This window comes from Pseudomonas sp. NC02 (assembly GCF_002874965.1).
Taxonomy (GTDB): Bacteria; Pseudomonadota; Gammaproteobacteria; order Pseudomonadales; family Pseudomonadaceae; genus Aquipseudomonas.
Genome location: NZ_CP025624.1, coordinates 6,035,709 through 6,059,378, shown reverse-complemented (window position 1 = coordinate 6,059,378; position 23,670 = coordinate 6,035,709). Strand labels below are relative to the sequence as shown.

Annotated in this window: 21 protein-coding genes; 12 read left to right on the top strand and 9 right to left on the bottom strand. The window is 62.1% G+C overall.

Features of this window, described 5'->3' with window-relative positions; genetic code table 11:
• The first annotated feature begins 118 nt into the window (after positions 1-118).
• The 4 genes from C0058_RS28455 (at position 119) to C0058_RS28440 (ending at position 6,625) form a co-directional block, all read left to right on the top strand.
• Entirely contained in the window at positions 119-2,497 is a 2,379-nt protein-coding gene (locus C0058_RS28455; protein ID WP_008436587.1) for a hybrid sensor histidine kinase/response regulator, read from the top strand.
• A gap of 88 nt (positions 2,498-2,585) precedes the next feature.
• A complete protein-coding gene (locus tag C0058_RS28450; protein ID WP_087693593.1) occupies positions 2,586-4,238 on the top strand; it encodes an acyl-CoA dehydrogenase family protein in 1,653 nt (550 codons plus the stop codon).
• A gap of 174 nt (positions 4,239-4,412) precedes the next feature.
• On the top strand, positions 4,413-5,912 hold the full coding sequence (gene amn / locus C0058_RS28445) for an AMP nucleosidase (RefSeq protein ID WP_172834544.1): 1,500 nt from the start codon (positions 4,413-4,415) through the stop codon (positions 5,910-5,912).
• 71 nt (positions 5,913-5,983) lie between these two features.
• Positions 5,984-6,625 (top strand): pseudouridine synthase, encoded by a 642-nt coding sequence (locus tag C0058_RS28440; protein WP_102369959.1) that lies wholly within the window; start codon positions 5,984-5,986, stop codon positions 6,623-6,625.
• On the opposite strand, the gene C0058_RS28435 is transcribed toward C0058_RS28440, so the two are convergent.
• Both C0058_RS28435 and C0058_RS28430 read right to left on the bottom strand, forming a co-directional pair.
• Positions 6,620-6,829 carry a DUF2788 domain-containing protein gene (locus tag C0058_RS28435; RefSeq protein WP_026077819.1) on the bottom strand — a complete coding sequence of 70 codons (210 nt, stop codon included), beginning with the start codon at positions 6,827-6,829 and terminating at the stop codon, positions 6,620-6,622. The two genes, C0058_RS28440 and C0058_RS28435, sit on opposite strands and share 6 nt — an antisense overlap.
• A gap of 228 nt (positions 6,830-7,057) precedes the next feature.
• Complete coding sequence (locus tag C0058_RS28430) at positions 7,058-7,537, bottom strand: Lrp/AsnC family transcriptional regulator (protein ID WP_003194418.1); 480 nt, start codon at positions 7,535-7,537, stop codon at positions 7,058-7,060.
• Positions 7,538-7,951: 414 nt separating this feature from the next.
• On the opposite strand from C0058_RS28430, the gene C0058_RS28425 reads away from it, so the two are divergent.
• Positions 7,952-9,073, top strand: coding sequence for a DUF6515 family protein (locus C0058_RS28425; protein WP_102369958.1), 1,122 nt, complete (start codon positions 7,952-7,954; stop codon positions 9,071-9,073).
• Here the strand turns inward: C0058_RS28425 and C0058_RS28420 are convergent.
• Together C0058_RS28420 and C0058_RS28415 are read right to left on the bottom strand one after the other, a co-directional pair.
• Positions 9,070-9,963 (bottom strand): cation diffusion facilitator family transporter, encoded by an 894-nt coding sequence (locus C0058_RS28420; RefSeq protein ID WP_087693591.1) that lies wholly within the window; start codon positions 9,961-9,963, stop codon positions 9,070-9,072. The genes C0058_RS28425 and C0058_RS28420 overlap by 4 nt on opposite strands.
• Before the next feature lie 15 nt (positions 9,964-9,978).
• Entirely contained in the window at positions 9,979-10,398 is a 420-nt protein-coding gene (locus C0058_RS28415; RefSeq protein ID WP_017476229.1) for a hypothetical protein, read from the bottom strand.
• Positions 10,399-10,566: 168 nt separating this feature from the next.
• Between C0058_RS28415 and hrpB the strand changes: the two genes are divergently transcribed.
• Positions 10,567-13,074, top strand: a complete 2,508-nt coding sequence (gene hrpB, locus C0058_RS28410; RefSeq protein ID WP_102369957.1) for an ATP-dependent helicase HrpB — start codon at positions 10,567-10,569, stop codon at positions 13,072-13,074.
• Positions 13,075-13,212: 138 nt separating this feature from the next.
• On the opposite strand, the gene C0058_RS28405 is transcribed toward hrpB, so the two are convergent.
• Entirely contained in the window at positions 13,213-14,301 is a 1,089-nt protein-coding gene (locus C0058_RS28405; RefSeq protein WP_102369956.1) for an endonuclease/exonuclease/phosphatase family protein, read from the bottom strand.
• A gap of 40 nt (positions 14,302-14,341) precedes the next feature.
• On the bottom strand, positions 14,342-15,001 hold the full coding sequence (locus tag C0058_RS28400; RefSeq protein WP_003215498.1) for a YciC family protein: 660 nt from the start codon (positions 14,999-15,001) through the stop codon (positions 14,342-14,344).
• Positions 15,002-15,180: 179 nt separating this feature from the next.
• Between C0058_RS28400 and C0058_RS28395 the strand changes: the two genes are divergently transcribed.
• The 3 genes from C0058_RS28395 (at position 15,181) to C0058_RS28385 (ending at position 17,193) form a co-directional block, all read left to right on the top strand.
• On the top strand, positions 15,181-15,951 hold the full coding sequence (locus C0058_RS28395) for a DUF2076 domain-containing protein (RefSeq protein ID WP_008436594.1): 771 nt from the start codon (positions 15,181-15,183) through the stop codon (positions 15,949-15,951).
• 129 nt (positions 15,952-16,080) lie between these two features.
• Positions 16,081-16,557, top strand: coding sequence for an NYN domain-containing protein (locus C0058_RS28390; RefSeq protein WP_003215502.1), 477 nt, complete (start codon positions 16,081-16,083; stop codon positions 16,555-16,557).
• A 24-nt stretch (positions 16,558-16,581) separates the two neighbouring features.
• Positions 16,582-17,193, top strand: coding sequence for a PolC-type DNA polymerase III (locus C0058_RS28385; protein ID WP_003215504.1), 612 nt, complete (start codon positions 16,582-16,584; stop codon positions 17,191-17,193).
• 406 nt (positions 17,194-17,599) lie between these two features.
• Here the strand turns inward: C0058_RS28385 and C0058_RS28375 are convergent, their stop codons facing one another.
• Positions 17,600-18,061, bottom strand: a complete 462-nt coding sequence (locus C0058_RS28375) for an Lrp/AsnC family transcriptional regulator (RefSeq protein WP_003215506.1) — start codon at positions 18,059-18,061, stop codon at positions 17,600-17,602.
• 160 nt (positions 18,062-18,221) lie between these two features.
• Between C0058_RS28375 and yedA the strand changes: the two genes are divergently transcribed.
• From yedA to C0058_RS28360, 3 genes are all read left to right on the top strand, one after another.
• Positions 18,222-19,118: a drug/metabolite exporter YedA gene (gene yedA, locus C0058_RS28370; protein WP_087693559.1), complete on the top strand. Its 897-nt coding sequence runs from the start codon at positions 18,222-18,224 to the stop codon at positions 19,116-19,118.
• A gap of 48 nt (positions 19,119-19,166) precedes the next feature.
• The gene (locus tag C0058_RS28365; protein ID WP_003215511.1) at positions 19,167-20,504 is read left to right on the top strand and encodes a DEAD/DEAH box helicase; all 1,338 of its coding nucleotides are present in this window, start codon (positions 19,167-19,169) and stop codon (positions 20,502-20,504) included.
• Between the two features lie 195 nt (positions 20,505-20,699).
• A complete protein-coding gene (locus tag C0058_RS28360; protein WP_238544249.1) occupies positions 20,700-21,227 on the top strand; it encodes a hypothetical protein in 528 nt (175 codons plus the stop codon).
• A 43-nt stretch (positions 21,228-21,270) separates the two neighbouring features.
• Here the strand turns inward: C0058_RS28360 and C0058_RS28355 are convergent, their stop codons facing one another.
• Positions 21,271-22,515, bottom strand: a complete 1,245-nt coding sequence (locus C0058_RS28355; protein WP_102369954.1) for a TIGR03862 family flavoprotein — start codon at positions 22,513-22,515, stop codon at positions 21,271-21,273.
• A 172-nt stretch (positions 22,516-22,687) separates the two neighbouring features.
• Positions 22,688-23,608, bottom strand: coding sequence for a histone deacetylase (locus C0058_RS28350; protein WP_008436610.1), 921 nt, complete (start codon positions 23,606-23,608; stop codon positions 22,688-22,690).
• Between the last annotated feature and the right edge of the window lie 62 nt (positions 23,609-23,670).

The window sequence follows — 23,670 nt, the reverse complement described above, 5'->3', positions numbered from 1 at the left end:
TTTGGCCTGTAATGGCTATGCTAGAGTGGATTCAAACCAATAACTGTATCGCCGGTTTACGTCTGCTCAAAAGGAATGGAGGCTTTTGACATAACCGGACAGGTCACGCTGGGGCTCTATGCGCTATTTGCTGATGTTACTGTTGACCGGGCTGCCGATGCTGGCCGGCGCAGTCGAGTTCAACGAGACCACCACGCGGTTGCCCCTGGGCCAAGTGATGCAAGTCCTTGAGGACCCCAGTGGCGCCCTGACCATTGGCGATATCAGCTCGCCGGTCCTCGCCAGTCGTTTCAAGACCCACGACAAAGCCACATTGAATGCCGGCTATTCGCGCTCGGTGTTCTGGCTCAAGGTTGATTTGCATTACCGTGCACAGCGCCCGGATGCCCCGCGCCGCTGGCTGCTGGAACTGGCTTACCCGCCGCTGAACCAACTGGAGCTCTACGAGCCTGACAGTGTCGGCAACTATCGACTGGTGTCGCGCACCGGCAGCATCCTGCCGTTTTCCAGCCGCGAAATCCGCCAGAGCAACTACCTGTTCAAGCTCGACTTCGTCCCTGGCCAGCAGGAAACCCTGTACCTGCGCCTGCAAAGCCAGGGCTCGATCCAGGCACCGCTGACCCTCTGGTCCACCACTGCGTACCTCGAAGAACAGCCATTGCGCCTGTACGTGCTGGGTGTGATCTACGGCGTGTTGCTCGGCATGCTGATCTACAACCTGTTCATCTACCTGAGCGTGCGCGACACCAGCTACCTCTATTACATCCTCTATATCGCCTCGTTCGGCCTGTATCAGCTGTCGGTGAACGGTGTGGCCGTGCAGTATTTCTGGCCGAATAACCCGTGGTGGGCGAACGCGGCGGTGCCCTTCCTGATCGGTTCGGCGGCGCTGTTCGGCAGCCTCTTTGCCCGCAGTTTCCTGCACACCGCGCTTTACAGTCGCTGGATCAACCGGCTGTTGCTGGCCCTGGCGGTCAGCGGCGGGGTGGTGATGGTGCTGGCATTGTTCACCAGTTATGCGCTGGCGCTGCGCCTGGCCACCGCCCTGGCGCTGGTCTTTACCGTGACCATCTTCGTCGCGGCCATCAAGGCCTGGTATTGCGGCCAGCGCATGGCGCGCTACTTCATCATCGCCTGGACCGCGTTCCTGCTGGGCGGTGTAGTCAATACGATGATGGTGCTGGGCTACCTGCCCAATGTGTTCCTCACGATGTACGCCAGCCAGATCGGCTCGGCACTGGAAGTGGCCTTGCTGTCCCTGGCGCTGGCCGACCGGATCAATTCGATGCGCGAGCAACAGGCGCAAATCCTGTTCGACGCCAGCCAGAAACTCGAAGTGCTCAACACGCAACTGGCCCACAGCAACCAGCTCAAGGATGAATTCCTCGCCACCTTGACCCACGAGCTGCGCACGCCGATGAACGGTGTGATCGGCTCCCTGGAATTGATGCAGACCGAGCCGCTGCCAGGCGACCTCGCGCAGTACCATCAAACCGCCTCCGGTGCGGCCCGCGAGATGATGCGCATGGTCAACGGCATCCTCACCCTCACCGAATTGCAGGCCGGGCGCCTCAGCCCGCAACCCCAAGTGTTCAGCCTACGTGGGCTGCTCGACACCTTGCGCCAGCAGTTCGCGGCCAGCGCCCAGAACAAAGGGTTGGCGTTCTCCATTGATCTGGCAGAAGACCTGCCGGACCGCATCAACGGTGATCCTGGCAAGCTGGCGCAGTGCCTGGATTGCCTGTTGGACAATGCCTTCAAGTTCACCCACGAGGGCTCGGTGCGTGTGCGGGTGGTCGGTGTGCCCCAGGCGGACGGAACGCTGCGCCTGACCTTCATTGTCACTGACACCGGCATCGGCTTCGCCTACCTCGATGAGGCGACCCTGTATCAGCGCTTCTTCCAGCTCGATGGCTCGACCACTCGCCAATATGGCGGCATGGGCATTGGCCTGGCGATCTGCCGGCAATTGATCGAGTTGCTCGGTGGGCGCCTCACCCACAATTCCGAGCCGCGGCGCGGCAGTCGCTTCCAGCTGGAGCTTGCGGTCAGCCCCGTCCAGCCCGAACCCGCTGCCGTGCGGCGAGTACCGCAGGCGCAACGCACGCCGCAGGAGTGCACGGTGCTGCTGGTAGACGACAACAGCGTGGCGCAACTGGTGGTGCGCGGCATGTTGCTCAAGCTCGGTTATCGGGTGAAAACCGTCGACAATGGGCCGGCCGCCCTGGCGTTGCTGCAGAGTCAAACCTTCGACGCAGTGTTGCTGGATGTGCCGGAGGGCGGCTTTTCGCTGTGCTGCCAGATCCGTGCGTTGCCCGGCTGTGGTGAGCTGCCGGTGATCGCCTTGAGCACCTCGTTACAAGCCCCGGAACGCGAGCGCTGCCACGGCGTGGGTATCACCGACCGAGTGGCCAAGCCGGTACGTTTCGAGGCCCTGCAACGGGTGCTGCAACTGCGGTTGTTGCATATGGTTGAGGGTGAAAGCGCCGCCAATTAGGCGTTTATGCCACTTTTTTAACCCGGGTGACGGTGCTTAACTGAAATTCAGGCCTCAATGAACGTGGCCTTTTTTCAGGAGGCCCGTCATGCACCTGCACCAGTTCGCCGAAACCCACGACGTCACCAACCAGCCACCGTCCCTGGACGGCACCAACCTGTACCGTATCGACTTGCCGCTGCAAGACTGGTCCCGGCGCTTCGGCGCCGGCTGGGCCGAGCAGCGCATCGATACCTATGGTGCGCTGGCGGGCGGGCCGCTGATGGAAGCCGGGTTCCTGGCCAACCAGAACAAACCGGTGTTCAACAGCCATGACCGGTTTGGCCATCGCATCGACCTGGTAGAGTTTCATCCGGCCTACCACGAGCTGATGCGCACCGCCGTCGAACACGGCCTGCCGTCGTTGCCGTGGGCCCATCCGCAATCCGGCGCCCATGTGGCCCGTGCGGCGATGACCTACCTGCACAGCCAGGCCGAAGCCGGCACCGGCTGCCCGCTGACCATGACGTTCGCCTGCGTCCCGGCCCTGCGCCTGCAGCCAGACCTGGCTGAAACCTGGCTGCCGAAAATCCTCGCCACCGAATACGACCCGCGTAACGTCGGCATCGCCCACAAGGCCGGCGCCACCATCGGCATGGCCATGACCGAGAAACAGGGTGGCACCGACGTGCGCGCCAACACCACCCGCGCTTACCCGGTGGGCGCTGGCGGCCCGGGCCAGGCGTATGAGCTGGTGGGGCACAAGTGGTTCTGCTCCGCGCCGATGTGCGATGGCTTCCTCACCCTGGCCCAGACCGACAAGGGCCTGACCTGTTTCCTGCTGCCCCGGCACCGCCCGGATGACACCCGCAACGAGTTCTACATCCAGCGCCTGAAAAACAAGCTCGGCAACTGCTCCAACGCTTCCAGCGAAGTGGAGTTTCGTGGCGCGCTGGCCTGGATGATCGGTGAAGAAGGGCGCGGCGTACCGACCATCATCGAGATGGTGGCGATGACCCGCTTCGATTGCATGGTCGGCTCCAGCGCCCTGATGCGCCAGGCGCTGACCCAGGCCAGCCATCATTGCGCTCACCGCCTGGTAGGTGGCCGGGTGCTCAGCGAGCAACCGTTGATGCAGAACGTACTGGCCGACCTGGCCCTGGAAAGCGAGGCGTCCCTGGCCTTGAGCATGCGCATGGGGCGCGCGCTGGACCACCTGGATAACGAACAGGAAGCCAAATTCGCCCGGCTGGTGACGGCGGTGGGCAAGTACTGGATCTGCAAGCGCGCGCCCGCGATGATCAACGAAGCCGCCGAGTGCATGGGCGGTGCGGGGTATGTTGAGGACAGTATCCTGCCGCGCTTGTACCGTGAGGCGCCGGTCAATTCGACGTGGGAAGGTTCCGGCAATGTGCAGTGCCTGGATGTGCTGCGGGCCCTGTCCAAAGAACCGGGCGTATTGGAGGCGCTGTTTGTCGAGCTGGGGGATGGTCATGGCCACAAGCACCTGGCGCGGCATATCGAGCAGTTGAAGTCGGCGTTCATGGACACTCAGGACATCCAGTACCGTGCCCGCCAACTCACCGAGGACATCGCGGTGGCGTTGCAGGCCAAGCTGCTGCTGGAGGCGGGCAATGCCAGTGTGAGTGATGGCTTTATCGCCAGCCGACTGGGCGAGTCGTCGGGCCGGGTCTATGGCACCTTGCCGCGGGGTGTGAATGTGGAAGCGATTGTCGCGCGCTCGACACCTCCTTTTTCCTGAACAAACACGGTCAAAATGTGGGAGCGGGCTTGCTCGCGAAGGCGGTGGATCAGCCAATACATGTGCTGACTGACCTACCGCATTCGCGAGCAAGTCGAATCGTCGCACCGCCGCTCCCACATTATTGATCGCATTCCAATTCCGGTGTTCCAGTGCGCCAGGGATACAGGCAAGATGAAGGCCTGCAAGTCAGAACACAGGATGCTTACCGTGACCGAAGCTTTTGTTGTCGTTCAAACCGCCGAAGAAGCCGTGGATCGGCTGGCGGCTCTCCATGAGCGTGCCACTGGCGCGCTCAATCAAGCCCTCAAGCGCTACCTCAAAGACCGCGTCGAACCCGACGCTGAACAACGTGCGATGTTTCGCTACCCGGAACTGCGCCTGACCTACCTGGTGCAGGGCGAAGTCCCACAGACCACCCGGGCGTATGCCAAGGTTCAGTTGCCGGGGACCTACAGCGTCACCGTCACCCATCCGTCGGCCTTCCGCAAATACCTGCTGGAGCAACTGGTGCCGTTGATGCACGACTTCACCGTGACGGTGGAAGTGGGCGTCAGCCAGCAGAACATTCCCTACCCGTACGTGGTGGAGCAGGGTGACGAACTGGCCGGCTCCGGTGTGACTGCCGCCACGCTGGCGCGGGTGTTCCCGAGTACCGACCTGTCTGCCGCCACCGATGGCATCGCCGACGGGCTGTACGACTGGGAAAACACCGACCCGCTGCCATTGGCGTTGTTCGATGCCGCCCGCGTCGACTTCTCCCTGCGCCGCCTGGTGCACTACACCGGCAGCGACTGGCGCCATGTGCAGCCGTGGATTTTGCTGACCAACTACCACCGCTACGTTGACCAGTTCATCGTGCATGGCCTGGAACAGTTGCGCAGCGACCCGCGCTTTATCCGCATGGTGCTGCCGGGCAATGTGATCATCGACAAGAGCATGGACCACGGCGAAGCGTCTGCCATTGCTGCCGGCGTGGTCTGGCACCGTTATCAGATGCCGGCCTACCACTTGCAGGCCAGCGACGGCCATGGTGTGACCCTGGTGAACATCGGCGTCGGCCCGTCCAATGCCAAGAACATCACCGACCACCTCGCCGTATTGCGTCCGCATTGCTGGCTGATGATTGGTCACTGCGGCGGGCTGCGCCAATCCCAGACCATCGGTGACTACGTGCTGGCTCACGCCTACATGCGTCGCGACGGGATTCTCGACCGGGTAGTGCCGCCGAACATTCCGATCCCGGCCCTGGCCGAAGTGCAGATGGCCTTGCAGCAAGCCGCCGCCAACGTCACCGGCGAGAAAGGCGAAGAGCTGAAAAAGCGCCTGCGCACCGGCACCGTGCTGACCTACGACGACCGCAACTGGGAGCTGCGCTGGGCCCAGGAACGGCCGCTGATCAACCTGTCCCGCGCCGTGGCCGTGGACATGGAAAGCGGCACCATCGCCGCCCAGGGCTACCGCCTGCGGGTGCCGTACGGCACGTTGCTGTGTGTGTCGGATAAACCGCTGCACAGCGAGATCAAGCTGCCGGGATCGGCCAACGCGTTCTATGAGCGTGCGGTCAGCCAGCACTTGAAGATCGGCATCGAGGCGGTGGATCTATTGCGCACCGAACTTAACTCGCTGCACTCGCGCAAACTGCGCAGCTTCGACGAGCCGCCGTTCCGCTAAACGGTTGGGATGGTTATTTAACGGTCAGGCCACTAGCATTGTCGGTCCTGACCGTTAGATGTTCCTTTGCCATGTCCCGTCCTGCCCGTCCTGTTTCCCGCCGCCCCGGTGTGAAAAGTCCGCAAACCTCGTCAGCCCCGCGTCGTGTCGCCAAGGCGCCACCGGCCGATCCCAAGTTGATCCTGTTCAATAAACCCTTCGATGTGCTGACCCAATTCAGCGATGAAGGCGGGCGGGCGACCCTCAAGGATTTCATCGACATCCCCGGCATTTACCCGGCCGGGCGCCTGGACCGTGACAGTGAAGGCCTGTTGCTGCTGACCAACGACGGCCAATTGCAGGCGCGCATCGCGGACCCCAAGCACAAGCTGGCGAAAACCTATTGGGTGCAGGTGGAAGGCGAACCGAGCGAGGAACAGCTGCAACGCCTGCGCGACGGTGTGGAGCTCAATGACGGCATGACCCTGCCCGCCGAAGCCCGGCAACTGGACGAGCCACAACTGTGGCCACGTAACCCGCCGGTGCGGTTTCGCAAAAGCGTGCCGACCCATTGGCTGGAGCTGGTGATTCGTGAAGGGCGTAACCGCCAGGTGCGGCGCATGACGGCCGCCGTAGGCTTGCCGACGTTGCGTCTGGTGCGGGTGCGGATTGGTGACTGGTCAATCGACGGCCTGGACCAAGGCCAATGGAAAGAAGTGCCGGCGCGCTTATAAGGCGCCGGACTCGATCAGGCCGATCACCACGCTCTTGATGATGAACGCGGCAACGCCCAGGCCCAGCACGAAGAACAGGATCATCGAGCCAAAGCGCCCGGCCTTGGATTTCTTCGCCAGGTCCCAGACGATAAAGCCCATGAAAATGATCAGGATGCTGACCAGGCCGGTCATCATCCATTCTTCAAACACGGCGGGATCAATCGAGTTCATCGGGTCGTTTCCGGCTGGGGCAGGGCGCCGATTATACGCCAGGGCAATCGGCGCGACATTGACCTGCGTCGGTCTGCCGCAGACTTACCACCCTGCGGGAACACAGTCAAAATGTGGGAGCGGGCTTGCTCGCGAATGCGGTGGATCAGTCAGCACATTCGGTGCCTGGCACACCGCATTCGCGAGCAAGCCCGCTCCCACATTTGTTCCGCGCTGGTCTTAAGTGCGCAGGTGGGTCAGCGGCAGCTCGGTGCTGTTGAGCACCTGGTTCAGCACAAAGCTTGAGCGCACGCTGGTGACGCCTTCGATGCGCGTCAGGTGGCCCAGCAGCAGCTTCTGGTAGTGATCCATGTCTGGCACCACCACTTTCAGCTGGTAGTCGGCGTCCATCCCGGTCACCAGGCTGCACTCGAGTACTTGCGGCAAGGTGCGGATGGCCGCTTCGAAGTTCTCGAAACGTTCGGGGGTGTGTCGGTCCATGCCGATCAGCACGTAGGCCGTGAGACTCAGGCCGAGCATCTTGCGGTCGAGCAAGGCGACCTGGCGGGCGATGTAGCCGTCGTCTTCGAGTTGCTTGACCCGGCGTGAGCACGGCGAAGGCGACAGGCCGATGCGCTCGGCCAACTCCTGGTTGGAGATCCTCGCGTCGCGCTGCAATTCCGCCAAAATACTCAGGTCGTATCGGTCAAGTTTGCTCATGGGGCTGGCCTTTGTCGTAACTATTGCGGTGAATTATCTATCCAGGGTTAAAAATTGCGCAAGCACTGTTTATTGACGCAATCTTCGCAATCATCTGCCCGAGGCCGAGGCGTAGAGTTATCAACAGAATCACTGCCCGGACATACAGTCCACTGCAGCCCGCCAATAAGGCCGGCTGCGGCCGCCAACCCCACAGGGTTGCCCCGGCCCCCGGGCTGCACACTGTCCACAAGACGGCGTGAGGTGAGCCAACGTCAAAAGCGTTGAGCCAGGACGAAGTTCTCAAGGGGCGACCGACGGGTCGCCCCTTTTTATTGCCTGCGAAAATAGTTCTCGTGACTGATAACCTCTCGCAGAACCGGGCCCCGGTTTTCCAGTCTTACGTGTAGGCCCTAATCCGCAGTGAGGAATAGCATGAAGCGCATCTGGCGTTTGGCAGGTGTTGGTTTGCTGATGATGAGCGTTGGTGCGCAAGTGATGGCCGACGACCCGCCACGCCAGGAAGGCGGTGGTCAGCATGAAAGAGGCCCGGAAGGGCATCCAGGCAATAATCAGCCTCGGCCGCAGAACAACCAACCGCGACCACAAAATAGTCAACCGCGCCCTGTAGCCCCTCGGCCCGAGAACAATCAGCCGCGTCCGCAGAATCAGCATTTCGAAAACAATCAGCCACGGCCGCAGAACCAGAATGTCGAGCGCCCGAACGGGGGTGGCCAGTGGCAAGGTCGTCCTCAGGGCAACCAACAGCAGCAACCGCCGCACCCGGCGCCCCAGCCAGCCAATAACCTGCCGATCCAGGGGCGCCCGGACACCGTGCGCCAGACCCAGGAACCGCGCCCCGGCAATTACCAGGACATTCCGCGTCGCAACGACGGCAACCAGCATTGGCAAGCCGGCAATGGTGGCCCGGGTCGTCCCGGTTTCAACGGCGGTAACGGCGGTGGCAATAACCACCCTAACGATCACCGCTGGCCAGGTCGCCCCGACGGGCACGGCAATGGCTGGGGGCCCGGCCCGCAATACCGTCCGGGTTATATCGTCGATCGCTTCCCCGACCGCAATTACCGCGTGCCGTATCGCGGGCAGGACTACTTCTTCTCGGGTGGCTACTGGTATCGCCCGCAAGGCCCGCGCTACGTTGTAGTGACGCCGCCTTACGGGATCCGCGTGCAGTACCTGCCGGATTACGCCCGGGAAGTGTGGGTGGGCAGTGCGCTGTTCTTCCTCGCCGCCGGTGCCTATTACACCTACGAAGAAAGCAGCCAGCAGTACGTTGTGGTGCAGCCGCCACCCGCCGCGCCAGCGCCGCAACCCGTGCCCCAGGGCAATGGTTATGACGTGGTGGCTTACCCGGCCAACGGCCAGTCACCGGCGCAGGTCCAGCAGGACGGTTACGACTGCTATCGCTGGGCGGTGCAGCAAAGTGGCTTTGACCCAAGGACCGTCACCTACGCCCCCGACCCGGCCGTGGTGCAAACCTACCGCCAGGCCCAGGGCAACTGCCTGAGCAGTCGCGGCTATCAGGTGCAGTACTAGGCCTTCGCGCCCTTGACCACTTCCTGCGGGTCGGCGTGCACCAGCACTTCGGCTCGCGGGTAGGCGTTGTGGATGGCATCGGCGGCCTGGTCGCTGATGCCATGGGCCACCGACAGACTCAATTCCCCCGGTAACTCCAGGTGCAACTGCACAAACCAGTGGCTGCCGGAAATCCGCGTGCGCAAGTCATGTGCACCGAGTACACCGGGCACACTGCAGGCCAGTTCCAGCATGTGCTGGCTGACATCCGGCGGCAGTTCCTCGTCCATCAGCACCGAAAAACTTTCCCGGGCGATCTGGATGGCGCTCCACAAAATGTAGGCCGCGATGCCCAGGCCGAACCAGGCGTCCACCTGATGAAAACCAAACGCCGCCAGCACCAGCGCCACCAGGATGCTGCCGTTGAGCATCATGTCTGAGCGATAGTGCAGCGAGTCGGCGCGGATGGCGTTGGAGCCGGTTTCGCGGATCACCCGGTATTGCAGGATCAGCAGCGCCGCCGTCAACGCCAGGGACAGAACGATCACGCCAATACTCAGCCATGGCGCGCCCACAGGTTCCGGATGCTGCAAACGCTGGAACGCCTGGAAGGCGATCAACACCGCACTGCCGGCGATGAACAACGCCTGGGCCATGCCCGACAGGGATTCCGCCTTGCCATGGCCATACCGGTGATCGTCATCCGCCGGGCGCAACGCATAGTGCACGGCCAGCAAATTCAGCAGCGAGGTGACGCCGTCGAGCAGCGAGTCGGTCAGCCCGGCGAGCATGCTCACCGAGCCGCTGAGCCACCAGGCGATGGCCTTGGTCACAATCAGCACACAGGCCACGCCGACGGAAGCGCGGGTGGCCAGGCGCAACAGCCGGGCGTGTTCGGGACTGGTGGTCATGGGGCGGGTCAGTCCTTAAGCGGCGGGTTGCAGGCCCAGGGTGGCGAGTTGTTGCACGCTGCCCTTGAACTGGATCATGCGCGGGTCGTCCAGCGGCAGGTTATGCCCAGTTTCTTTCTGGATGATGGTTTGCAGCTTGGCGTTGTCGACCTTGCCGTCGGCGCCGATGGCTTGCTGGAGTTTTTCCGGAGCTACCTGGGCGGTTTTGCCCGGCTCGAAGTAGATCGCGCCGGTGGCGAAGTCGACACCAAAGGCGATCAGGCCCGGGATCACGTAGAACAGCAGGCCGACCGCATCGAGCACGGCAATTGCCGGGTCGATCTTGCCGTCGATCTGGCCCCGGCGGTCGGGGTAGAAAATCGAGCCGCAGGCCGTCAACTGGCTCAGCAGGGTGACGGCCAGAACACCGCCGATGACACGGGAAGCAACACGCATGGGACTCTCCTTGAACATAATGAAAATGACTATAAGCCAGTCTACAAGGCGACGATGATCAAGTGTGGGAGCTGGCCGCATTCCAGTCAGGACGGGGCCGTGTCGTTGAGACCACCACCGACACCCGGCAGTTCGCCGTTATACTCGCCGCTCTGCTTTGGAGCCAGTATGAATTCGTTGCCAATCGATGATGTTTTACCCGCCCTGCGTGACGCCCTGGCGACGCGCCATGAAGCCGTGCTCGAAGCACCGCCCGGCGCCGGTAAAACCACACGAGTGCCATTGGCGCTGTTGAATGAACCCTGGCTGGCCGGGCAAACCATCCTGATGCTCGAGCCCCGGCGCCTGGCCGCCCGTGCAGCGGCAGAAAGGCTGGCCAGCGAGTTGGGGGAAAAGGTCGGCGAAACCGTTGGCTACCGCATTCGCCTGGACAGTAAGGTCGGCCCCAACACCCGTATTGAAGTAGTCACCGAAGGCATCCTCACCCGTCGCCTGCAGGATGACCCGGCACTCGACGGCGTGGGTTTGTTGATCTTCGACGAGTTCCACGAACGCAGCCTGGACGCCGACCTGGCGCTGGCCCTTAGTCTCAATGGTCGAGACCTGTTTCGCGACGAGCAGCCACTGAAGATCCTGCTGATGTCCGCCACCCTGGAAGGCGAACGCCTGGCCGGGTTGCTGGACGACGCGCCGATCCTGCGCAGCGAAGGGCGCATGTACCCGGTGCAGATGCGCTGGGGCCGGCCATTCCAGCCCGGTGAATTTATCGAACCGCGGTTGGTGCAGACCATCCTTGAAGCCCTGCATGATGAAACCGGCAGCGTGCTGGTGTTCCTGCCGGGGCAGGCCGAGATTCGTCGGGTTAATCAGCAATTGGCTGACGCGCTGGGCGATAACCCCGATGTGCTGCTATGCCCGCTGCACGGCGAACTGGACCTGGCCGCCCAGCGCGCCGCCATCGACCCGGCGCCCGCCGGCAAGCGCAAAGTGGTGCTGGCCACCAACATTGCCGAGACCAGCCTGACCATCAACGGCGTGCGCGTGGTGATCGACGCCGGGTTGGCGCGGGTCCCGCGTTTCGACCCGGGCAGCGGCATGACCCGTCTCGACACCCAGCGCATCTCCCGCGCCAGCGCCACCCAGCGTGCCGGCCGGGCAGGGCGCCTGGAGCCGGGGGTGTGTTATCGGTTGTGGTCCGAAGACCAACATGAAGGGCTGGCGGCGTATTCCAGTGCGGAAATTCTCTCGGCGGATCTTTCCGGTTTGGCCCTGCAATTGGGCCGCTGGGGCGTGGCGCCTACTCAGTTGGTATGGCTCGACGTTCCGCCCACCGCGGCTTATGCACAGGCCCAGGATTTGCTCGAGCGCCTCGGAGCGTTGAGCGATACCAAGCTGACCGCCCACGGCCAGAAAATGGCCGGGTTGCCGGCGCACCCGCGAATCGCTCATTTGCTGCTGCGTGGTCAGGATCTGGGCCTGGCGAGCATGGCCTGTGACGTGGCGGCACTGTTGGGTGAGCGCGATATCCTGCGTGGTGCCGGTGCGGATTTGCACAGCCGCCTGGCCCTGTTATCCGGTGAAGAAAAGGCCCGTGGCACCCAGGGCGGCGTGCAGCGTGCCCGGCAACTGGCGCGGCAATACCGTGGCTATTTAAGAGGCAAGGCAGAGCAGCCGGTGGCTGATCCCGATCATCCGCGCTGGCTCGGAGCCTTGCTGGCGCTGGCCTACCCGGACCGCGTCGCCCAGCAACGGCGGGCGGGCGGTGCCGAATACCGCCTCGCCAACGGCCGTGCCGCGTTGTTCGCCGAAGCCGACAGCCTGATGAAACAACCCTGGCTGGTGATTGCCGATCTGGGCAGCCGCCAGGGCCAGCGTGAAGAACGGATTTACCTCGCGGCGGATTTTGATCCGGCGTTGTTCGACTCGGTATTGGCCGAACAGGTGCGCAATGTCGACCAACTCGATTGGGACGAACGCGAGGGCGTGCTGCGCGCCGAACGCCAGCGCAAGGTCGGCGAACTGGTGCTCAGCCGCGAACCGCTGACCGGCCTCGACGAGTCCGCCCGCAGCCAGGCGCTGGTCAACCTGGTGCGGCGCAAAGGCCTGGAATTGCTGCCCTGGACCCCGGAGCTGCGCCAATGGCAGGCGCGGGTGATGCTGCTGCGTGGTCTGGATAGCGGCAAGGCCAGTGAATGGCCGGATGTCAGCGACAGCGCTTTGCTTGCCAGCCTGGAGCACTGGTTGATGCCGTACCTGGGCAAGGTGTCGCGCCTGAGCCATTTCGCCAGTCTGGATATTTCCAGCTTCCTGCATAACCTGCTGCCGTGGCCGTTGCCTGCGCGGTTGGACGACTTGGCGCCGCACCATCTGAAGGTGCCGTCGGGCTCGTCGGTGCGGCTGGACTACAGCGAGCAGCCGCCGATTCTGGCGGTGCGCTTGCAGGAATTGTTCGGGCTGGCGGACACCCCACGGATTGCCGGCGGGCGGCAGGTGGTCAAGCTGCACCTGTTGTCACCGGCCAGACGGCCCGTGCAGGTGACGCAGGACCTGGCGAACTTCTGGCGCAGTACTTACGCCGAGGTGAAGAAGGATTTGAAGGGGCGGTATCCGAAGCATTACTGGCCGGATGATCCGTTGATTGCTGAACCGACTGCCCGGATCAAGCCGAGAAAGTAAGTACATCGCAGATCTAATGTGGGAGCTGGCTTGCCTGCGATGGCATCACCTCGGTCTGTCGGATAGACCGAGGTGCCTGCATCGCGGGCAAGCCCGGCTCCCACACAAGCCAGCTCCCACACTGTTTTGCCGCGTGGCTTACTGCGCGGCGGGCAACAGGAACCGCGCAATCACCGGCAAATGATTGGCGATACGCACCGTATCGCTCTGGCGCACCTTGCTCTCAACCTTCTTGATGCGCGAGCTGTGGAACAGGTAATCCAGCGTACGGTCCGGCCCCTCTACGGTTGGGTCATTCGGGAAATACGTCAGCCACTGGTCCCGGTCAATCCCGCTGGATTGGCTGTTGCTCGGGATCATCGGGTACTTTTCCCACAGCAGGTGCAGCTCACTGTCCGGCGAGTATTGCCCGCGCTTGCCGGGGTCCAGGCGCAGGAACTGTCCCAGCGGCAGCAGGTTGAAATCCCCACCCATCAGCCATGGCGTGCCACGGCTCTCGAATTTATCCACCAGCTTGACGGTCGCCTGCACCTGTTCCAGCACGGCGTTGTGCCCGGGGGCCGCGCCGTCCAGGCGAGTATTGAGCACGGCCAACTGGCCGCCATCGCTCAACGGCAGGTAGGTCAGCAATAACGCGGGCTTGGGCTGGAACTGACGGCTGATCAGGTTGGCGCGTGCCACCGGCAATTGCAGGCGCTCGGCGTGTTCGATCTGGTAGCGGCTCATGGTCACCAGCTTGCGGCCGACGCTGCCGAAGATATGCAGGTCGGGCACGAAGTCGGCTTTCCAGTCAAAGGCCTGGGCGCTGCACGGGTAGAGGTCGGCCAGGCGCTCCTGGAGCAAGGCCAGTTGGTCCTGGTAGCTGGAAGGCTTGGCGCCTTCGTCGACTTCCTGCAACAGCAGGATGTCGGGCTGCTCGTCGCGGATCACCCGCGCCACTTCGTCGAGGCTTGAAGCCATGTCTTCAACGGTCGGGCGGTCGTCCGGGCCGCTGCCGTCCGGGGTGTCGTACCAGAACACGTAGTTCTTGCCCGCCAGGTACTGCACGTTCCAGGTCATGACCTTTAGCGCCTGCCCAGGCAGCAGGGTCGGCGCACGGGGCGCGACGCAGCGGATGGGCAGGGTTTCCTTGTCGGCAGGGCGCCAGGTCAGGCTGTAGATCAAGCCGGTCAGCAGGGCCGCGAGGATCAGCAGGCCCAGCAAGGTAATGCGCAGTAGTCGGGTCATCGGCTCGGCTTATGGCGTTGCAGGACAGGCCCGGAGCATATCACCGCGCGTCGGCGTCGCCACCAATCAACATGAACAGGCGGAACAACACCACGCTGGTGAACAGTTGCAGGAAGCTTTGTGCGCTGTCGATCAGCAGGCCCAGCAGCGGGTTCGGGTCCGGATAGACCGCCACGCTGGCGCCCTTGAGCAACCACAGCGGGGTCATCACGCACAGCAGGCACACCAGGATCCGCCAGAAATGCCCACGGGTCAGGCGCAGGCTTTCCTTCATGGCCGACAGCGCCGACATGCCCCGCAGCACCAGCAGGTATTCGGCGAAAGCCAGCACCACCATCAGCCACAGGCCGGGCAGGAAATACAGCGACAGGCCCAGCAGGATCAGCAGCGTGCTGATTGCCGTCAGCAGGGCAAAGCGCGGCCACAGGGTCAGGGCCATGGCCAGCACATCCAGGGTGCGCGGCGATTCTCCCCGGGTGCGGGCGTCGAGGAACAGGATCAGTGCGCCGGTGTACAGCGGGTACACCAGCAGCCCGATCACCACGCTGTAACCGGGAAACGCGTCTGGGCCGAGCGTGTGGTCGAGCACCTGTTGCAGCAGGGCTTCGAGGATCACCAGTGGCAGGCACAACTGCACGATGGCGCCCAGGTTGCGCTTGAAAAAGAAGAAGGAGTCGCGCAATACGTCTAACGGATTCATCAGGGTCTTCACAGGCCGAAAAGCAAGGGCGTTACTTTAACCGATCATGAGCAGATGCAAGCAAACGTAAACCTTGCGTAAAGACCATTGAAACAATCAGCAACAGCCCCATAACTGGGTTGTACCTTGCACATCGTGCGCAAGGCGAAGATTTCTACCGGCAATCTAACGAGGTCGCCATGAACAGCGAAGAACAAACCCTGATCGACGGACTGTTTTCACGGTTGCAGCAAGCCGAAACGGACTCAGCCCCCCGCGACGCCCAGGCTGAAGCGCGGATCAAGGAACACGTCACTCGCCAACCGGCCGCTGCGTACTACATGACCCAGTCGATTCTGGTGCAAGAGCACGCGATCAAGAGCCTCGATGCGCAGAACAAGCAGCAGGCCCAGCAGATCCAGGAGTTGCAGGACCAACTGCAACAGGCCAGGTCCCAGGCGGCGCAGCCTGCACCGAGCAGTGGCGGTTTCCTGTCGAGCATTTTCGGCGGCGGTTCCCGTGACCCGCAGCCGACCCAGAGCGCACCGGCGTCGTCGGGCGGTGGCTGGCGTGAACCGGCGCGTCCGTCGTTTGGCGGGCAACCTGCGCCGCAGCAGAACTACGGTGCTCCCCAGCAGAACTATCAGCAGCCCCAACAGGCACCCGCAGCGCCGATTGGCAGCGGTTTCCTCGGCGGCGCCCTGAAAACCGCAGCTGGCGTGGCCGGTGGTGTGATGCTGGCAGAAGGCATCAGCAGCCTGTTCAGCCACAACTCGCAACAACCGCAAGTGGTTGAAGAGATCATCCGCGAAGAGCCGGCCCCGGCCAGCGACAACGGCAACTGGGGCAACGACGACCAGAAATATGCCGGCAACGACAGCTGGGGCAGCGACAACGCCTCCGACAGCTTCGCCGACAACGACTATTCCGACGACTCCTCCTCCTTTGGCGACGACGATTCCTTCGTCTGACCCACACTCAACCGGGGCGCTTCGTCGCCCCGGGCTGATTTTTCTCGGAAACTCCCTTGTGGCTGGCATACTGGCAACCTTTCCGGGCCCTTGAGTCCGGGGTCCATGCGCGTGTCATGAGGATTTGCGGTGAAAAAGATAGCCGTGTTCGCCGATGTACAAAACCTCTACTACACCGTGCGCCAGGCGTACGGCTGTCACTTCAACTACGCCGCCCTGTGGGCTGATATCAGCCAGCGCGGGCAGATTGTCGAGGCGTATGCCTATGCCATCGACCGTGGCGACAGCAAGCAACAGCAGTTCCAGCAGATCCTGCGCAACCTGGGTTTTACCGTGAAGCTCAAGCCTTACATCCAGCGCAGCGACGGCTCGGCCAAGGGCGACTGGGACGTGGGCATCACCATCGACATCATGGACGCCGCCGCCCATGTCGACGAAGTGGTGCTGGCCTCCGGCGACGGTGATTTCGACATGCTGCTGGACCGCATCATCAGCAAGCACGGCGTCGAAGCCGTGGCCTACGGCGTGCCGGGGCTGACGGCCAACTCATTGATACGCGCCGCCAGCCGCTACGTGCCGATCGAAGGCGCGTTGCTGCTTAAATAGATTTTTGACGGAGTTGGAACAGGTTTGGAACGTATAGCGGTCATCGACTTTGAAACCACCGGCATCCAGCCGAGCAGCAGCTGCCGGGCCACGGAAATCGCCGTGGTCATCCTGGAGCAGGGCCAGATCGTGGACCGCTACCAGAGCCTGATGAACGCCGGCGTGCGTGTGCCGGGGTTTATCGAGCAACTGACCGGCATCAGCAACGCCATGCTGCGCACCGCACCGTCGGCGGAGCGGGTGATGAACGAGGTGAACGAGTTTGTCGGCACCACGCCGCTGCTGGCCCACAACGCCGCGTTTGACCAGAAGTTCTGGGATTTCGAGCTGGGGTTGATCCGGCGTACGCGTTTGCAGAAGTTTGCCTGTTCGCTATTGCTGGCGCGACGCTTGATGCCGGCGGCGCCGAACCACAAGCTGGGTACCCTGACCTCGTTTGCCCAACTGCCCCACACCGGCAAGGCTCACCGGGCGATGGCGGACGCGGAGATGGCGGCGAACCTTACCGCTCACCTGGCCGAGGAACTGCGTCGCACCCACGGGTTGCGGGAGTTGTCACACGAATTGCTGTGCAGCTTGCAGAAGGTTCCGGCGGCGAAGATCAATGATCATCTGAAGAAGCATCGCGGGTTCTAAGTCGCTTGAGCAGAACTCCATCTTCAACATGACGAAGATCCAAATGTGGGAGCGGGCTTGCTCGCGAATACGGAGTATCAGCAAACACATGCGCTGACTGACACACCGCATTCGCGAGCAAGCCCGCTCCCACATTAGTTTTGCGGTGTTATCGAGGCTGTAAGCAGTCCAGCGACCGATCCACCACCACCTTCGAATCAGTGAAGCTACTGACGTCATCGCAGGCAAGCCACACACAGTTGAGCGCGGGTGTTTCAAGCAACTCGGTCAACTATGGCGATCGTTCCCACGCTCCGCGTGGGAATGCCGCCCTGGACGCTCTGCGTCCGCTCTTCAAGTCGTGACGCAGAGCGTCACCGGATGCGTTCCCACGCAGAGCGTGGGAACGAGCTGCAGAGCGGCGTGTTCAGTTGCCACTCTTCCCATTCCCCTCCAACTGCCCCAACGGCACCCGCCGCTCTATCGCGCTCGACAAGATGATCGAGGTCTTGCTGAACCCGAATTTCGCCACCCGATTGATCAGGTTCTCCAGCTCCGGCATCGAGCCCACCGCCGCCTGCATGATCACGCATGGATCGCCCGTCACCCGATGGCATTCAGTCAACTCGGGAATTTCCGACAGCGCGTCGTAAACCTTCTGGCTCCCATGATTGGTCAACCGCAACTCAATCACGCACTGGATCGGCAACCCCACCTTCGACAGGTCGACCTTGGCCTGATACCCGGTGATCACACCACTGGCTTCCAGTTTCGCCACTCGCTCAGCCACGGCGGGCGCGGACAGGTTCACGGTGCGCGCCAGTTGCGCGTAGGACGCGCGGCCGTCTTCCAGCAGGGCGCTGAGAAGCATACGGTCGTATTTGTCCATGATAAGGCTCCGGGAATGCATAGCTTTCGAAAGCACGGTTTATAGCCTTGATAACCATGTTTTGAAAAGTGTACTGGCGCTTTAAACAGGTTTTGTAACTTATGTTTACGGCCGGGGATTTCTAAAATAACGCTCCCTTGTCCTGCCACAGAGCTGCCCAATGCCTGGCCCACGTCGCTTTCCCTTACCGTTGATCGCCGCCTTTTTTGCGTTGTACGTGATCTGGGGGTCTACCTACCTGGTGATTCGCATTGGTGTGGAGTACTGGCCGCCGCTGTTGCTGGCGGGGATTCGCTTTATGACAGCGGGTGCGCTGATGTATGCCTTCCTGCGCTGGCGCGGGGCGCCGGCGCCGACGTGGGTGCAGTGGAAGGCTGCCGCGAAGATCGGCATTTTGCTGCTGACCTTCGGCAACGGTGCGGTCAGTGTGGCCGAACATACGGGCGTGGCTTCCGGGGTGGCCGCGTTGGCGGTGGCGACGGTGCCGTTGTTCACCTTGCTCTGTGGTTATTTCTGGGGCGCGCGTAATACCCGTCTGGAATGGGCCGGGGTGGTGCTGGGGATTATCGGTATCGCCATGCTCAATATGGGCTCCAACCTGCAATCGAGCCCCACCGGTGCGGCCTTGCTGATCTTTGCGGCGGCGGCCTGGGCCTTTGGTTCGGTGTGGAGCAAGCATTTGCCGCTGCCTCAAGGCGCGATGGCCAGTGCGGCGGAGATGCTGATCGCAGGTTTCGTGCTGCTGTTGCTCAGTGCCGTCAGCGGCGAACACCTGCAAGCCATGCCGCCGCTGGAAGGCTGGCTGGCCCTGGCGTACTTGACCGTGTTCGGCTCGATCATCGCCTTCAATGCCTATATGTACCTGCTCAAGCACGTACGCCCGGCGGCGGCCACCAGCTATGCCTACGTCAACCCGGCGGTGGCGGTGTTGCTCGGGATTGTGTTTGTCGGTGAGACCATCGGCATGGAAGAAGCCCTGGCAATGTTGGTGATTATCAGCGCGGTGCTGCTGATCAGCCTGCCACAGTGGCGAAAGCCAAAACCGGAAATAAGGTAAACTGCCGCGCATTGCGACCTTGCGCTGACTTTTTCCTACGGTATTTCCATGACTTTCGCCACACTTGGCCTGATCGAACCCTTGCTGCGCGCCCTTGAGACGCTTGGCTACCAGACCCCGACGCCGGTGCAGGCGCAAGCCATTCCGGCGGTGCTGGCAGGCCGTGACCTGATGGCTGCGGCCCAGACCGGCACCGGCAAGACCGCCGGTTTCGCCGTGCCGCTGCTGCAACTGCTTACCATGGAAGGGCCGAAAGTCAGCGCCAACTCGGTGCGCGCGCTGATCCTGTGCCCGACCCGCGAACTGGCCGAGCAGGTTCATGCGAGCGTTGCCGAGTACGCCCAAAACGTGCCGCTGACCACTTACGCCGTGTACGGCGGCGTGAGCATCAACCCGCAGATGATGAAGCTGCGCAAAGGCGTTGATGTGCTGGTCGCCACCCCTGGCCGCCTGATCGACCTGTTCCGCCAGAACGCGCTGAAGCTCAACCAGCTGCAAACCCTTGTGCTGGATGAAGCCGACCGCATGCTCGACCTGGGCTTCTCCGAAGAACTGGCGAACATCTACCGCATGCTGCCGAAAAAGCGCCAGACCTTGCTGTTCTCCGCAACCTTCTCCGACGAGATCCGCCAGTTGGCCGGGCAGATGCTCAACGACCCGCTGACTGTCGAAGTCAGCCCGCGCAACGTCGCTGCCAACACCGTCAAGCAATGGGTGGTGCCGGTGGACAAGAAGCGCAAGGCGGAACTGTTTGTGCACCTGATGCGCAAGGGCCGCTGGAAGCAGGTACTGGTGTTCGCCAAGACCCGTAACGGTGTGGACGCGCTGGTGGAAAAGCTCCAGGGCCTGGGCATCAATGCCGACGGGATTCACGGCGACAAGCCACAAGCCACGCGCCAGCGTGCGCTGGATCGCTTCAAGAGCAGCGACGTGCAGATCCTGGTGGCCACCGACGTGGCGGCCCGTGGCCTGGATATCGAAGACTTGCCGCTGGTGGTCAACTTTGACCTGCCGATCGTGGCCGAGGACTACATCCACCGCATCGGCCGTACCGGTCGTGCGGGCAACACCGGTGAGGCGATTTCCCTGGTGTGCGCCGATGAAGTGAACATGCTGTCGGCCATCGAGATGCTGACCCGTCAGACGTTGACCCGGAAGATGGAGCAGGACTTCGAACCGGAGCACCGTGTGCCGGATACCGATGCCACTGGTCAGGTGGTGAAGAAGCCGAAAAAGCCGAAGAAACCCAAGGCTTCGGGCGGCGGTGGTGGCAAGCGTAACCTGGGCAAGTGGGTGGACAGCGGGGAGGCGACGCCGGTCGAGCCTTCGATCAAGCCAGTGCGTAAGGTGCCCGTGTTTAACACCGGGCCGCGGAAAAAGAAGTAGGGCTTGTTGGTTATCAAGTAAACGCATAGTGACTACCGTGAGCGGAGCAATTCCGCTCGCGTCAAGTTGTGCCTCGTCATCCTTGATGAGTTATTGCTTGTGATTTGGATATTTTTTGTAATTGTCGCCGTGTTTAAGTGCTGGAACTTAAAATGCTTCATTTCCACTGAGGTTGAGTCAGAAACTGATTTCTGAATGACGAACTTAGATGGAGATGTAGATATGGCTGTGTTTTTAGTACCTTTTGTTTTGCCGGTCCTGGCGGCGGCGGGCATTATCGGCGGCGTTGTTGTAGACGGCGAAATCAAGAAAGGCAAGGCCGCTGACGAGAAAGCTTTCAAGCAGGTAGAGTTGCGTGTGGCCGAATTAAGGTCCCGGGTTGAAGACCATGCGGCGCGCGGCGAGTATGGGCAGGCAATCCATTCGTTCAGAGAGTTGATGTCGTTGTATGAGGCTAATTATTCGATCAGTCCTGAGATAAGGGCGCCATTGGATAAGTATCTACAGGATATGCTTTATACCAGTCAGGAAGAGGGCCAGAAACTCAGCTACGCCTTCAAGCAGGAATGGAACGATTTGAAACACGGCGATCCTTCCAGACTCTTCAGTGCGTATTCAGGTTATATAGAAAATCTGAAAATTTTACTGCCTGAAGAGGATGCTTTCCTGCAGAAGCAAGTAACAGCTTTTAAACGTGCCTATCCCGATCTAACAGCCAGTTGAGTCAGAGGTAACTTTGCTGCCGGGCGGTGATGGGGTGAGTGGGTCATGCCGGGGTGGCCGGCCTCAACCACTCAAGAACACCGCGCCCTGCCGCCTGCCCGCTGGCAAAACACCCCGTCAGCAAATACCCGCCCGTCGGCGCTTCCCAGTCCAGCATCTCGCCTGCGCAAAAAACGCCCGGCAATTGCTTGATCATCAAGCGTTCATCCAGCGCCTCAAACGGCACGCCGCCTGCGGTACTGATGGCTTCATCCATTGGCCGGGTTTTCACCAGCGTCAGCGGCAGCGCCTTGATATCCACCGCCAGCTGCGCCGGATCATTGAAGTGCTCCGCCGGTGACAGCTCGCGCAAAAGCGCCGCCTTCACCCCATCCAATCCCAACTGACTGTGCAAATGCTTGCTCATCGAGCGTGAGCCGCGCGGCTTGCTCAGCGCTGCGATCACCTTGTCCAGTGGCTTACTCGGCAACAGGTCAATGTGCACCGTGGCCGATCCATCCCGGTTGATCGCCTCACGAATCGGTGCCGACAACGCATAGATCAGGCTGCCTTCGATGCCCGTGGCGGTGACCACACATTCCCCCAGCCGTGGCTTGTCGTCTGCCAGGCCAATGGCGACGTTTTTCAGCGGTGCCCCGGCGAATTTGCTGACCATCAACTCGCTCCAGGCCGACACCTCGAAGCCACAGTTGCTCGGTTGCAACGCCGCGTAAGGCACGCCTTTGTCTTCCAGCAACTTCAGCCACGCCCCATCCGAGCCCAAGCGCGACCAACTGCCGCCGCCCAAGGCCAGCAACACTGCATCACCGCGTACGCTTTTGTCGCCCTCGGGGCTGTGGATAAGCAGGCTGCCATCGGCATTCCAGCCCAGCCAGCGATGGCGGGTGTGGATAACTACGCCCTGGTCGCGCAGGCGCTTGAGCCAGGCCCGCAGCAGCGGGGCGGCTTTCATGTCAGTAGGAAACACCCGGCCGGAGCTGCCGATAAAGGTTTCAATCCCCAACCCGTGTATCCATTCGCACAACGTTTCGGCACCGAACTGACGCAGCAACGGCGCCATGCACGGCGCCCGTTCGGCATAGCGCGCCAGAAACGCCGGGTAAGGTTCGGAATGGGTGATGTTCATGCCGCCCACGCCCGCCAGCAGGAACTTGCGGCCTACCGAGGGCATACCGTCGTACAGGTCGACCCGGATCCCGGCCTGGCTCAACACTTCGGCGGCCATCAGCCCCGCCGGGCCGCCGCCGATGATGATGACGTGTTGAGATGGGGTTTGAGTCTGGGGCATGGGGATAACTGCGGTTCGGCAAAGTAGGCCGAGCATTCTACCCGAGGATGCTCATGCTGCCTGATCAAAAAACATACAGCCTTCTGCAGGCCAGGCGGCTTATGGCCTGCAGGGGCTTTCACTCAGGTTATCCACAGGCAGTTCCACAGCGATTGTGGGTAACGCGCATAACTCAATGACAGCCTGATGACGTCCAGACGCGCTGCGCGCTGTGGTGCAGGATCCCGTGGCGACGGGCCAGGGCTGGGCGGTCTTTGCTGTAGCCGCCGCCGATCACCCCGACCACCGGAATATCGCGGCCCAGGCAGTGGCGCATCACGCTTTCATCGCGGGCGGCGACGCCTTGGTCTGTCAGCTTGAGGTAGCCGAGGGCGTCGTCCTTGTGTACATCCACGCCGGCGTCATACAGCACCAGGTCGGGCTGATACAGCGGCAGCAGGTAGTTGAGGGCATCGTCGACCACCTTGAGGTAGTCCGCGTCGCCCATGCCCATGGGCAGCGGGATGTCCCAGTCGCTTTGCGCCTTGCGCGCGGGGAAGTTCTTTTCGCAGTGCAGGGACACGGTGATTGCATCCGGGGTGTCGTGGAGGATGCGTGCGGTGCCGTCGCCCTGGTGCACGTCGCAGTCGAAGATCAGCACCCGGTTGACCCGCCCGCTGGCCAGCAGGTAATGGCTGATCACGGCCAGGTCGTTGAAGATGCAGAAACCCGCCGGGTAATCGTAGTGGGCGTGGTGGGTGCCGCCGGCCAGGTGGCAGGCCAGGCCGTGCTCCAGGGCCTGCTCGGCGGCTAGCAACGAGCCGCCCACCGCGCGCACGGTGCGCCGGGCCAGGGCTTCGCTCCAAGGCAGGCCAAGGCGCCGTTGGTCTTCGCGCGACAACTCGCCGCTCATGTAGCGTTCGATATACCCAGGTTCATGGGCCAGGGCCAGAATCTCGGCGGGGCAGAGTTCCGGGCGCAGCAGTTGGCTGTCCCGTGTCAGGCCGCTCTCCACCAGGTGGTCACGCAGCAGGCGGAATTTATCCATGGGGAAGCGGTGGTCTGCCGGGAACTCGGGGCTGTAGTCGTCGTGGTAGATCAATGGCAAGGGCATGGCGATTTCTGACGGGAACCAGCGACGGATCTTAACAGCGCGTTACACTCACGCACATGGCA

Coding starts and splice junctions, on each gene's coding strand:
- C0058_RS28415 (WP_017476229.1), bottom strand. CDS start 10,398: ATGCGTGTTGCTTCCCGTGTCATCGGCGGTGTTCTGGCCGTCACCCTG.
- C0058_RS28400 (WP_003215498.1), bottom strand. CDS start 15,001: ATGAATCCGTTAGACGTATTGCGCGACTCCTTCTTCTTTTTCAAGCGC.
- yedA (WP_087693559.1), top strand. CDS start 18,222: ATGCCTGGCCCACGTCGCTTTCCCTTACCGTTGATCGCCGCCTTTTTT.
- C0058_RS28395 (WP_008436594.1), top strand. CDS start 15,181: ATGAACAGCGAAGAACAAACCCTGATCGACGGACTGTTTTCACGGTTG.
- C0058_RS28355 (WP_102369954.1), bottom strand. CDS start 22,515: ATGCCCCAGACTCAAACCCCATCTCAACACGTCATCATCATCGGCGGC.
- C0058_RS28365 (WP_003215511.1), top strand. CDS start 19,167: ATGACTTTCGCCACACTTGGCCTGATCGAACCCTTGCTGCGCGCCCTT.
- C0058_RS28455 (WP_008436587.1), top strand. CDS start 119: ATGCGCTATTTGCTGATGTTACTGTTGACCGGGCTGCCGATGCTGGCC.
- C0058_RS28405 (WP_102369956.1), bottom strand. CDS start 14,301: ATGACCCGACTACTGCGCATTACCTTGCTGGGCCTGCTGATCCTCGCG.
- C0058_RS28440 (WP_102369959.1), top strand. CDS start 5,984: ATGTCCCGTCCTGCCCGTCCTGTTTCCCGCCGCCCCGGTGTGAAAAGT.
- C0058_RS28425 (WP_102369958.1), top strand. CDS start 7,952: ATGAAGCGCATCTGGCGTTTGGCAGGTGTTGGTTTGCTGATGATGAGC.
- C0058_RS28430 (WP_003194418.1), bottom strand. CDS start 7,537: ATGAGCAAACTTGACCGATACGACCTGAGTATTTTGGCGGAATTGCAG.
- C0058_RS28360 (WP_238544249.1), top strand. CDS start 20,700: ATGACGAACTTAGATGGAGATGTAGATATGGCTGTGTTTTTAGTACCT.
- C0058_RS28350 (WP_008436610.1), bottom strand. CDS start 23,608: ATGCCCTTGCCATTGATCTACCACGACGACTACAGCCCCGAGTTCCCG.
- hrpB (WP_102369957.1), top strand. CDS start 10,567: ATGAATTCGTTGCCAATCGATGATGTTTTACCCGCCCTGCGTGACGCC.
- C0058_RS28375 (WP_003215506.1), bottom strand. CDS start 18,061: ATGGACAAATACGACCGTATGCTTCTCAGCGCCCTGCTGGAAGACGGC.
- C0058_RS28450 (WP_087693593.1), top strand. CDS start 2,586: ATGCACCTGCACCAGTTCGCCGAAACCCACGACGTCACCAACCAGCCA.
- amn (WP_172834544.1), top strand. CDS start 4,413: ATGAAGGCCTGCAAGTCAGAACACAGGATGCTTACCGTGACCGAAGCT.
- C0058_RS28420 (WP_087693591.1), bottom strand. CDS start 9,963: ATGACCACCAGTCCCGAACACGCCCGGCTGTTGCGCCTGGCCACCCGC.